This window comes from Psychrobacter sp. MES7-P7E, from assembly GCF_002863645.1.
Classification (GTDB): Bacteria; Pseudomonadota; Gammaproteobacteria; order Pseudomonadales; family Moraxellaceae; genus Psychrobacter.
The window spans coordinates 31,754-44,600 of record NZ_PJBU01000104.1; the positions used below are offsets into that span (position 1 = coordinate 31,754).

Genomic DNA, 12,847 nt, shown 5'->3' on the forward strand with positions numbered 1-12,847 from the left:
CTTCAAGAGATGAAGTCATTAACATTACTGGCTTACTATTTATAGAATGGAGAATACCTCAAATAACGATAAGAATCTAGCTATCCGAATCAATCAGGTGATAGGCAATTTTGTCTAAATCTGGTACTAAGTAGATTTCATCATCAATCATTACTGTTTGATATAGGTAGGATGAGACATCATTTTTATCGAAATACTCTTCCCTATCTTCGCCATTGGTAGTACTAAACTGTTCAGGTGTCTCTACATCTTTGACTTCAGAAATTCGTGCTTGCAGCTGACGCAAATCACCTGCCGTCTGTAAGGCAAAACGGTGATCAATCGTATTACCTTCCAAAACAACCATTTTGTCTGGGGTTTGATCTTGCAGTAGCAAATGAAATACAGCCAAATCTTGCTGTTGCCAGTCGTATCTAGAAACCTGCTGCTGGAACTCATCCACACTCAAAATTAGGCTACTTGGAATAATCCAGTCTGGCTGGTTAACGGCTGGAACAATAGTGACGTCAAGCATACCGTTGTTGGTAGTCAACAGACTCACAGCCTCAAACGAATGTTTTAAAATTTGTGTCATACGTCACTCGCAATAAGTTAATGTGAATGGCTATCTGCCCTTTCACCAATGTAATCGGTTAGTTTTTTTGCTAAATCGGTAGGGCTACCAACAAAATTGCAATACCCTGAGTCAATGATAGCCTGGGGTTGACTTGGACATGCACTCAAGCTCGGATCTTGGGCCCATAATTGACTGTTATTGTCTTGGATTAAGTCTAGATACTGAGAGCCATCATTACCCATACCTGAGAATATAATATTAATAAGCTCGCTACCATGAACATCACTGGTATTTTTGAGCAGCTGCCCAATTGCAGGCTTATATTCACCATGCCAATCTTGATCCAATAGTATCACGCGACCCGTTGAATCACAGACAACCTGCTTATCAATAGGCACTATCAGACACTCTCCTGCACGTAGCCGCTGTGAAGAAGCGATAATCTTACAGCGCCAGTCATTATGACGGTTAAGTATGCGAGGCAACGTACCAATCATGGCCTGATTGAAATGATGTGCCAATAAAATACAAATTGGCAGTGTGGCTGGCACATTATCTAAGAATTCTTTAACCGCACTAGGGCCACCCATAGAAGCACCCAAAAATACGACATAATGCCAGTCAGTATCAGCACTCTTGTAAGCTGGAGCATCTACCAATATTGGCAAGTCAAGCAGTTGAGCAAATTTACGCTTTAACTTACGCTGCCATTTTGCATATTCTTGTGATTCGTTTAGGTACGGAGCCTGACTGAAGCCAACCAGTACTGCTGCTGGTTTGGATGCCACCGTCGCTATTGCCACACTGTCATCATAATCACTGTCTATCAGCCAAATATCGATAGCTGCGTGAGACAGCGCGTGTGTGTCCTGCCACTGTGCTCGTGAAACGCAACCGACTAGCGTAAAACCGAAACCACGTACCGTATCTGAAAAAGCCATGCGCTGGCGATGGTCTTCTGCCACCACCATCACTTTAATATCGTCTTTATTTTTTTTTCGCAGTGCTAAAACACGTGCATTATCCTTCATTAGTCAGGCTAACCCCTTCACCTAGTAATTTTTGCATTTTATCAAGCAGCTCTTTTTCTTGGAATGGTTTGCCCATATAGTCATTCACACCAATCTCTAGGGCCCGCTCACGATGCTTTTCGCCAGTACGTGACGTTATCATAATAATTGGAATTTGCTTTAGACGATTGCTATGCCTGACTTGAGTCGCCACTTCGAAACCATCCATACGAGGCATTTCGATATCAAGCAATATCATATCTGGAGTTACATCTTGCAGTATCTCGATCGCATCAATACCATCTTTAGCGACTGCCACATTGAACCCTTGACGCTCTAAGAAGCGTGAGGTTACTTTACGTACCGTCACGGAGTCATCGACGACTAGAATAGTAGGTTTGGACTCTATGCGCCCTCTTTTAGCATCAACGGCTTTCGTAATATTCTTGACCAATTGCGCATTACGCATGAGAGCAATCAGATCTAAGATGAGCATAACCGAGCCATCACCCATGATAGTAGCAGCTGAAACTCCTGGAATATTTGATAATTGTTGGCCTAAAGGTTTGACAACAACTTCTATGCGCGAACCTGCAATCTGATCCACTTGCAAAGCAATGTTCTGTCCAGTACGGTTTTTAATAATGATAAGCGGTAAGCTGGTATTGGTATTTACAACCAATTCGTTTAACTTATTACCTGATAAAATTTCATTTAGATAGCGTACTCGATACTCTGTGTCTTCAAAATTCAATGTGGCATCATTTGATTGATAGTAGTCATAGAGCTTCTCTGGGTTCACTCGAACCACACGCTCAATCTGTACCAATGGAATCGCGTAGTAGCGATCTGCAGCACGAACAACCAACGCGTCAGACACGGCTACCGTCAATGGTAGACGCATTGTGAAACTAGAGCCTTTACCCAACTCTGAAACGACGGATACTGAGCCACCTAGTTGACGAATTTCACTAATAACAACGTCCATACCAACGCCGCGTCCAGAAATCTGAGTCACTTGCTGACTAGTACTTAATCCAGCGTTGAAAATATATTGCATAATATCAAGGTCTGACAGACTATTATCATCTGCATCAATTAGACCCTGAGAGATGGCTTTGCTACGTACTGCTTCAACATCAATACCTCGCCCATCATCTGTTAATTGAATGACGATTTCACTACCTTCACGACGGACCTCAAGGGTGATACGACCGCTACGCTCTTTGCCTGACTTCAGACGGGTTGACGTGGTTTCAATACCATGGTCGACAGCATTACGTAACATATGCTCAAGCGGTGACGTAATGCGCTCTAGGATGGCTCTATCCATCTCGTCATCAGCATTAACAATGGTCAGTTCAACAGACTTATTAAGCTCGTTAGCTGTTTGACGTACGATACGTTCAAGACGTGGTGTCAAGCGTGTAAATGGCACCATACGTGAATTCATCAAACCGTCTTGCAGTTCCGTCTGGGTACGAGATAACTGTAGCAGCAGGCTTTCGCTATCACGTGTCTTTTCTAATAATGTATGATTAATATCAACCAAATCTGAGGCCGACTCTGTTAAAGATTTAGACAGCTGATTCAAAGATGAGTATTGATCCATCTCTAGAGGGTCAAAGTCTTCATTATCGATGAGTTCCTCATCTATTTGAGATAGAATCTGTGCTTCTAGCTCGATCTCCATACGACGTAGCTGATCTGCCAAACGTTGTACTGTCGTACCCATCTCTTCAATACTGTTTGTTAGACTACTGATACCCATATCGATACGAGCACGGTTAATCGCTGACTCACCAGATAAATTAATCATGTGCTCAATTAAACCACCCGAGATACGAATCATCTCATTGCTACTAGCGCTCTGATCTTCCTCATGAGTATCTCTAAGCATAGACGGCATTTCACTGATATCTTTTGCAAGATACTGTGAATCTTGGTTTTCTTTGGCAATCAAGATTGCTTCACGCTGGGCTTGTAGAGACTCTTTAGGTATCGTTTTTAGGCTATCAGGGTTTCTACCAAATTGCTCCAACGCCTCAATTAATAGCGTAGGCGTCGGTGGATTAACATGTTGTTGAAGAATAAATACTGCATCAGCTAGCCAGTCATGACTTGCAACCAGCAACTCTAATACTTTTTTGGTGGCTGGACGTCGATTACTGACAAAGTCTGTATAAACCGACTCCATCTCGTGCGCCAAGTCAGCAATACCAGAGGCAGTGACCATTCGTGCGCCACCCTTTATGGTATGCAAGTCACGTTGGAGCGCTTGCAACGCTGTGGTATTACTCGTGTCTTTTAAGAACAAGTGTAGATACTTATTACGATTGGTAAGCTCTTCTGCCTCTTCTAAAAATACCGCTAATATATCAGGATCAGGAAGTCCATTGGCCCATGATTGTTTAATCATGCTATCCAGACTTAGGGTACTCAATACCTCATTATCACTGTCAACAACATTGGCAGCAATGCTACGCTCTGTAGGTTCAAAATGATTTTTTGGTACTGGTATGACTAGATCGACTACCTCTGGTAACGTTTTTGCTTTTTCAAGCTGATGCAACTGTTCAATTAGCTCTGGAGTAAAGAAAGATTTCTTATGACTCACAATATGCATCACTTGTAGTGACATCGTATCTTGCACCATTTGCATGATTTCAAGCCACTGCGCGGTTGGCGCTCTTCGGTTCTCTACAAACGACTCATAGACGCTTTCTGCTTCGTGGGTTAAATCACCAATACTACGGATACCGGCCATCCGTGCACCGCCTTTAATCGTGTGCAAATGACGCTGTAGAACTTTCAGCGCATTGATATTGGTGATATCGGCCCGCCATTTATTGAAGCTTTCATCTAGTGCAGTATCAAGCTCTTGTGCTTCTTCTAAAAATATCTCTAATAGCTCGATATCAGTATCAATGGTTTCGAACTGTAGCTCAGTTGCTGGAACAACTCTAACGGTGAAGCCAACGTCCTCGTTCTCATCCCTTTCTTGATAAATACTCTGTAGATCATCAATGACTTGTTTATCTATTTTTAAGGAGGTACTTCCAGCTAAGGCATCGAACAAGCCAATCAGCTGAGCATGACCTGCATGCAATATCGCTTGAATGTCTTGATTTTGAGCTTTATCGATATTATTACTCAAATAACGATACGCATTACCCAGCTCATCTAAAATCGTGACAAATTTTGGAAATGCTTGCGCCTTTTCCATGAGAGAGGCTATTTGAGAGATTTGCTGCTCTATATAACTTTGAATATGCTCTATTTCAGTATGATTCAACGCATCATCTAGTTCCCACTCAGCATCGAGCAACGTATCAATATTACTGTCTAATAACTCTTCTATCGTCAGTTTCTTATTGGTCATGACAGTAGTGTCATTAGCCACGTATTGCTCACCAAGCATAGCTTGCAATGACGCTATATCATGCTGACTCTGCGAACCATCGTCCTCTGTTGATGCATCATACTGCTCTACATTTTGCTTATAGTTGTTTAGATAACCCTCTATTAATGTGGCTGACTGGGCTAATGCTGCTAAGTGCTGAGCATTCATACCTATATCTTGTTGTTGTAATGACTCCAAGCTATGCTCGATGGTCGCACTGACTTCGCTGATAGCGGCCAAAGCACTAGAACCCGAAGCGCCGCGCAAAGTATGAAATGCGCGTACGATTTCATCTGTGATTTCTATATGATGCTGTTCTCTATTGTCTTTGACAAACTGTTCGATACAATCAAGCAGCTCTTCTGCTTCATCAATAAATATCTTACAAAATGCTTTTTCTTCTTCGGTTTGAGGGGTAAGAACAACCGCTGCCTCTGCCATTTTTTCATTGACCGAGTGAAAGGTCTGTAAGGTAGAGTCTATAGCTTCATAACTATTGTCATCATAAGCATAGCCAGTCTTAGCCGTATCAGACCATGGCGTCTTTTCTTCCATCTCATCTATAGAACTATCTATTGATTGTGCAAACAAAGCAGAGTAGCTAAATTCACTCCCCTGCTGTTTGCTATACGCATCAGCACACGCAATCCACACTGGAACAACAGCTGGATAGTCTTGAGTACCCTGTTCAAATGCTATGAGCATATCAGGATAAGCTGCCAGTACATCTGTAATCAACTGACGCATATCAGCTGAGATAGCGACACTCTTATCCAAAATACGGTTGAGCATGTTTTCTATAGACCATGCTAGTTCAGCTGTATAGTTAGCGCCTACCATGCGGCCCGAACCTTTCAAGGTATGGAAACCACGGCGAATATCTTTCAAGCCCTCTAGATCGGTCGAATTTTTCTGCCAGCTTTCATACAACGGCACAATTTCTGCCAATACTTCATTGGCCTCTTCTATAAATATCTCTTTGATATCAGGATCTGCATCGTCGGCATCGGCTGGTAGTTGATTAGTCTCTCTAATAAAAGGTACAAGACTTTCTGGAATATCCAACGTAGATAGATATTCGTTGGTATTTGCTTCCTTGTTATTCGAGTCAGTAACCAACTCGGTACTATCGTTATTAGAATCGTTATCAGTATCATCAATTTCTAGTAGCGATTTTTCTAATTCTACATCCTCTGATATAACCTCTTTAGGAGCAAGTTCAGTTAGCGTCAGACCAGTGTTGACCGGCTGCTGGCTCATAAGATTACTACTTTGTAAAATAGTAATCGCAGGGTCAAAGCTTGGTGGTCGCGGGGCTGAAAAATCTGCTACCAATGCTGGTAGAATTTTTGTGGTACCAACCACTAGATTTACCACATCATCTGTTACTGGCAATGTTTTATCTAATAAACGATTGAGTAGGTTTTCGATTGACCATGCTATCTCGCTGATACTAAAGGCACCAACCATACGACCTGAGCCTTTTAGAGTGTGAAAACCTCTACGCACTTCAGTCAATGGTGTTAGGTCTTGTGAGTCTTGCGCCCAGATAGGAAGGAAATCTTCAAGATCAGTGATAATTTCGGTCACTTCTTCGATAAAGATATCGTGGACATCTTCATCTGTTTCAAAGTTATCAGGCTTCACGTGTTCACGAGCCTGCTTTAGTGCATCACTTTCAGTACTATTGGACAGACTCACATTATCTTGTTCAACTACATTTGCATCGTCTATATTGATAACAGGGTTAATTTCGCCACTATCATCATAACGTACAACATTCGTCGCAGCTGACTCTTGAGCGAATACAGTTTCATTAAGCGTTGCTGGTGATTCGATATCAGTATCAAGAAGCTGTGTTGCTCTGGCCGTATGTTCATTTGCTAAATTAAGCAACTGCTGATCAAAAACTTGCTGCGCAAGATAATCAAGTAATAGCTCAATAGACGTTAAGCTCTCAGCCAACATCTGCACCAAATTCCAGCTCGGAGTAGTAATATTACGAGTGGTTAACTGTGTAAATAGACTACCGATATCATCCATAGTATGACGAATTTCTGGCAATTCCATATCGTCAAAAGCTTGACCAATACTGGTAAACTCAGTAGACGCTGGTAATAATCCTATATCTTGATGTTGTATATAATCGTTGAAATTTTGCTTTATCTTTTCTACTGCAATTCGAAGCTCACGTAGGCCATCATCGGTAGGAATAGAGTCATGTTTACTTGTTAATTCTGTCTCGTTACTATTTATCACTTCAGGCATAGTAGCGAAAGAGGTCGCATCACCAATCTTAAGAGAAATGGTTTGCTCAGTACTATAAATAGCGTTATATAGCTCTTGCAGCTTGCGTTCAATTTGCCACTGCTCTTGCGCAAAACTCGTTTCTGATACAAGAGACTGTTTCAAATCTGCAAGGATGGATTCCACCTGAGACACGTAGTAAGTCCAGCCTCGGTTTTTGAGCTGCTCTCTGATATGTTGTAAAGGAGCTACCAAGCTATCTGGCTCATCCAGTTTGAAAATAAGCGCATCAATCTGAGTTAATAATTGCGGTAAAAAACGAGACGCTGTCGTGGTACTTTGAGATACTTTATCCAAAATAGACTGAGTACGTTTGCTACTGTGCGCTAGATAACTCAATTCAACATAGATTGCGGTGGTCAATCTTACAACTATAGTTGAAGGTACTTCATTTGACTGGGCATAAGATTCTATAACTTGATCAAGCTGACCTAATAATGGTGCATAACGCTCAGGAAGTGGCGTCTCATTTTGAGCCAGTTCACTTAGCAGTAATTCGGTTAAATACCATAGTCTTTGTAAACCACTATCTTGTGTTGTCTGCTTAAGATACTGGCTAGCTTTTTCTAAGGTACTGAGTGCTGACGACTGATTTGTATTAGTGATCAGTAATGCTTGTACTTGCTGACGCCATACAAGTAGCAACTGCTGACACTGTTCACTTGTCAAGCTAGCGGTAGCTTGTTCTGTCGGCACGGCCACTTCAATACTATTGATAATATTTTCGTTATTCGCATGATCATTGATGTATTCATGCTGAATATCACTAATATTTACAAGAAAGTTAGTTTCTATGTCTCGTTGAGACAAAGCTTGGGTCAGCTCATCAACTGCCCTATTTATCAGTTCTATATGATAGATTCCTGTACGCGCATACTGATTGATCTCTCGTTGCAACAATCGATGAGAGAACTGACCTATACGGCGCTCTTTGATAGAAAAATCATCACAACTTTGTAATTCTACGAGTTGACTCAACTTGCTAGCAACATTTGCTAGTAAAGGAAGTTTAAGTATGATGAGTGCACCACTAACCTGATGATAACTTGATATCAGCTGTTCATGGTCGATGCTAGATTCACCTAATTGCCAACCGTCAGATATCTGTGTTAACTGCTGATTGAATAATGGTAGCAACCACTGAAATGTCACGATGTCATTGGGCTGGTTTTTCATAGGTTTATCCTAACTCGTCTATGCACTAATTTAGGCACTAATTTTTTGCCACACATTAACCTGTGGGTGCGCAATGCGGCGCATATTTGAAGGACGCCAGAACAACGCCTCACCTGGAGCCAATACAATATATCCCTCTAACGCGCATTGCTCTGATAACCGTGCCAAAATATCACGCTGATCAAATTTACGAAAATATAGCAGCATGTTTTGGCAAATAATCACATTCTGAAGATGCGTAGTGGGTGGTATTTTTTCAATAATATTGTGTACAGAAAAATTGACATGCGGTTGCAATACAGGGGCTACCTGCCAATTCTCCTGGATACTATTAGCCGCTTCTGGTGTGCTAGGCTTCAATCTGTTTAATCTACCTTTAGATGGCAGCGGCTGAACAAACGACTGACATGATTGCGGGATTAAAGTTTGCTGCCTGTTATCATACTGCCCCAACCGTGCGCTTTTAATAGCCTCTTCACTGATGTCTGTCCCTAATATGACATAGTCTTGACATCGCTGTACGGCCAAGCTCATGGCCAGTGACCAAGCTTCTTGTCCACTTGCGCAGCCAACACTCCAAATACGAAATAAACTATCAATGTTGCCTGCTTTATGATGCTGTAATGCATACTCTGTAACAAAGTCGATAGAGGGTCTATGTCGAAAGAAGCGACTCTCATGAATGAGCACTTTGTCTAACAACTGCTGACGCAACTCATTATTTCTCGATAGTTGATACCATAATTGTTGAACGCTCAATCCGTTCGACATCGCCGTACAGTCGATTGCATTAGCCAGCCACTGTAGCTGTATGTCTGGCAGCACAAATCCAGTTTCCTGCTCTATGTACTTCTGCCATCGCTGCACATCCAAACTGTCGACTTTCATCAAAGTATTACCTAATGTCAGATCAACTGTATAAGCAGATGATTTGGCTTATTAACACCATCTATGCTAGATAAATCATCTACTATGATTACGGTTTCTTTTTATCACTCTTACAGCAGCAACCTTGTCCAATATGCAGAAAAACCAAATGCTATCGATCTTGCTCTAAAAGAATACCTAATCACTAAACGCTTTCTTTCAATGCGCCTTCCGTATCCAACACTTCATAATCTACTAGCTCGTCGTCGTTCGATACCTTAAAGCCCGTTACCGATTCCTGTAGTGCTGCTGCCATTTCACTTAGCTCACCAATAGAACGGGCTGTTGCCATCGTTCCAGATGAGGTTTGCGAGGTAATATCTTGAATGATGTTCATGGTGTGAGAAATATGACCCGCAGACTCAGCCTGTTGTAATGCAGCATTTGAGATGTTTTGAATCAAGTCAGCCAAGGTGTTAGAAACGCTCTGCACTTCTTCTAGTGCTTCACCCGCATCTTTTGCTAAGCGTGCACCGCGTACAACTTCAGAAGTTGTTGATTCCATCGACATAACCGCTTCGTTGGTATCAGCCTGGATGGTTTTTACCAATGTTTCAATCTGTTTAGTAGCGTTTGCTGAACGCTCAGCCAGACGCTGTACCTCATCAGCAACAACCGCGAAGCCTCGGCCCGCTTCCCCTGCCATCGATGCCTGAATAGCGGCGTTCAATGCCAAAACGTTGGTCTGGTCAGCAATATCGTTAATTAGTCCAACGATATCACCAATCTCTTGCGAAGACTCACCAAGACGCTTAATACGTTTTGACGTTTCTTGAATCTGATCACGAATAACGTTCATACCCTCAATAGAGCGTTGTACAACTTCTGCTCCATTGTGAGAGATAGCAACTGAACGCTGGGCAACCGTTGCAGATTCTGCAGCGTTGTTTGAAACCTGATCAATTGAGACAGTCATCTCATTAATAGCGGCTGATACTCCAGCAATTTCTTGTGCTTGGTGTTCAGAAGCTTCGGCCAGTTCAACAGCATTCATCTGCGTTTGATCCGAAGACTGTGAGACTCGGTCAGCAGTGCTGTTAATAACCAGTACCAACTGTCGTAATTGGTCAATTGCAAAGTTGACTGAATCAGCAATCGCCCCTGTAAAGTCTTCTGATACAGTCGCATTGACTGTCAAATCACCTTCTGCCAAATCACCCAACTCATCAAGTAGACGTAAAATAGCGATCTGGTTACGTTCGTTTTCTTCTTGAATTTGACGCGCTCGTTCAGACTCAGCTTCTGCTTCTTGACGACGACGCAAGGTTTCTTTTTCAATAAGCGATCGCTCTGACCCACCACGGTTTTTCAGTAGCTGGTACAAAGCAAACAGAATCCCTAATGCGCCGATTGCAAATACAGCCGCTGGCAAGATAACGGATTGATTGAAACTATCGAAATACTGACTTACCGATGATAGCGAGTTAACTAGCCAAATCAGACAAGCCAAACTTAATAGAACAAAAAATCCTAACAATAGCTTCCAAGTACTATCAGCGTCTTTGCCATCTGTTGATGTTTTGGCCATACCAGCTACAGGTTTTTTTATCACATCACTCATCTTGCGTCTTCCTTTCAAACAGTCATCAAAGTCTAATTGTGGCTGACTTTGACAATCGTATTGTTATCTAAACAATGATTAGCAAAGCCTGTATAAATGCTGACATCGAACCCTATTATGTCAGTCGCTATTCTTCTATCGTTACTTGATAGACAGGTATTTTATAGTTAATAGCTATATCGCAGCATCTGAATACTGAGGATCCTGTGCGAGCAAACTTGGCATAAATACATACCAGTCTTGGTCATTTTTGAAAAACTTGCCATGGTTATAATGCGCAAATGGCGACTCTGGATCGATGGCTTCTGGACGATACTGTTCTTGTGTGAACTGTTCGATACCAAGTACTTGATCAACCAGCAGCCCTGAAAAGTTATTGTCATAATCAATGACGATAACTTTTCGTTGGCTCATTTGTGTCAAGCGACTAGGGACTTGCAAAAAATGCGACAAATCCGTTAAAGGTAATAGTCGCCCACGAATGTTGGCAATACCTAGCATCCATGGCTTTACTAGAGGTAGGCTAGTATATTCTGGCATAGATAATACCTCTGATACCTGACCCATAGGGGCAACTAAGCGCTGCCCACCAATTTCAAATACCACACCTTGCCAATCAAACTCTTGGCCACCGCGGCGACCGCTTTTGCGCGCGCGTGCCAAATCTGCTAAACGTAGAAGCTCAATAAATCCTCTAGAAGCCACAAGTTACTCCATTACTTTGCGAATCATATTGACCAATCCACTTTCATCAACTGGCTTGTTCATATATTCTTTAGCGCCTTGACGCTTGCCCCAAACTCTATCTGTTTCTTGGTTTTTGGTACTGATCATGATGACAGGGATATGAGCAGTGGTTTTACCGCGGGTGATCTTACGCGTGGCCTGAAAACCATTCATTTCAGGCATTACCACATCCATCAAAATCACATCTGGTAAATGTTCAGCTGCCATCTGGCAACCCTGCTCACCATTGGTCGCTTCCAACACTTGGAAGTTATTTTTGGCAAGCATATCGCGAAATTTCGCCATTTCTGATGGCGAGTCGTCAATGACTAAAACGGTAGTCATAGGAGGTTCCTTTAAGTTCTAAAATATCTGTGAAGATATATTGATATATGGTTCAGATAAAATGATTAAAAATAGCACTTATAAATCGACTGGTGGCCATTCTTTAATCATAGTTATTCAGTATTGAATAATCTGGAGCGATAATATCAATCACTCCCTGTAAGTCTATATTTATTCGATTAACGGTACTGATTAATGGCATCAAAAAGCTCATCTTTACTAAATGGCTTTGTCAGATACTCATCAGAACCCACAATACGACCACGTGCCTTATCAAATAGACCATCTTTAGATGACAACATGATTACCGGTTTATTAGCATAATCAGGGTTATTTTTTATCAGCGCACAGGTCTGATATCCATCTAGACGTGGCATCATAATGTCGACAAAAATAATATCTGGATTGTTATCTACAATCTTTGCTAACGCATCGAAACCATCGATAGCGGTCACTACTTCACAGCCCGCTTTTTGTAATAAAGTTTCTGCAGTACGGCGAATGGTTTTTGAATCATCAATTACCATTACTTTTAAACCTTCAAAATTATTTTCCATTCTCATTGTCCTGTAAACGACTATTTGTTCGTAACGCTATCTAGCAATACAAAATTTGCTTGGCTATTTTAAACTTTTATATCATCTATTGTCAGATCGATATAAGTACCTATATTTGCATTGTCTGCGTTGAAATTTGTGATAACAGCGAATCTTCTACAATTGATGCCTACTGACTAATCGCGGTATCAATATAACGTACTATACGCACTTTATAATTATTAATCTTACAAAATCTAGCGTTATTTAAGTGCCTTGGATAGGTTAACTTACCCTTCA

At 41.6% G+C, this 12,847-nt stretch carries 7 protein-coding genes and 1 pseudogene; all 8 read right to left on the reverse strand.

Annotation, left to right across the window (positions count from 1 at the left end; translation table 11 throughout):
• Positions 1-76: 76 nt before the first annotated feature.
• Entirely contained in the window at positions 77-574 is a 498-nt protein-coding gene (locus CXF62_RS09450) for a hypothetical protein (protein ID WP_102094117.1), read from the reverse strand.
• 17 nt (positions 575-591) lie between these two features.
• Positions 592-1,587, reverse strand: coding sequence for a chemotaxis protein CheB (locus CXF62_RS09455; protein ID WP_102094119.1), 996 nt, complete (start codon positions 1,585-1,587; stop codon positions 592-594).
• Positions 1,577-8,452, reverse strand: a complete 6,876-nt coding sequence (locus CXF62_RS09460) for an Hpt domain-containing protein (RefSeq protein ID WP_102094121.1) — start codon at positions 8,450-8,452, stop codon at positions 1,577-1,579. The genes CXF62_RS09455 and CXF62_RS09460 overlap by 11 nt, the downstream gene beginning before the upstream one ends.
• Before the next feature lie 30 nt (positions 8,453-8,482).
• Positions 8,483-9,340 (reverse strand): CheR family methyltransferase, encoded by an 858-nt coding sequence (locus CXF62_RS09465; protein ID WP_102094122.1) that lies wholly within the window; start codon positions 9,338-9,340, stop codon positions 8,483-8,485.
• A 184-nt stretch (positions 9,341-9,524) separates the two neighbouring features.
• Positions 9,525-10,811, reverse strand: a pseudogene (locus CXF62_RS09470) (methyl-accepting chemotaxis protein); the annotation flags it as partial.
• 303 nt (positions 10,812-11,114) lie between these two features.
• Positions 11,115-11,645 carry a chemotaxis protein CheW gene (locus CXF62_RS09475; protein WP_102094125.1) on the reverse strand — a complete coding sequence of 177 codons (531 nt, stop codon included), beginning with the start codon at positions 11,643-11,645 and terminating at the stop codon, positions 11,115-11,117.
• A 3-nt stretch (positions 11,646-11,648) separates the two neighbouring features.
• Positions 11,649-12,011, reverse strand: coding sequence for a response regulator (locus tag CXF62_RS09480; RefSeq protein WP_057761573.1), 363 nt, complete (start codon positions 12,009-12,011; stop codon positions 11,649-11,651).
• A 179-nt stretch (positions 12,012-12,190) separates the two neighbouring features.
• The gene (gene pilG / locus CXF62_RS09485) at positions 12,191-12,568 is read right to left on the reverse strand and encodes a twitching motility response regulator PilG (protein ID WP_057761576.1); all 378 of its coding nucleotides are present in this window, start codon (positions 12,566-12,568) and stop codon (positions 12,191-12,193) included.
• Positions 12,569-12,847 lie beyond the last annotated feature (279 nt).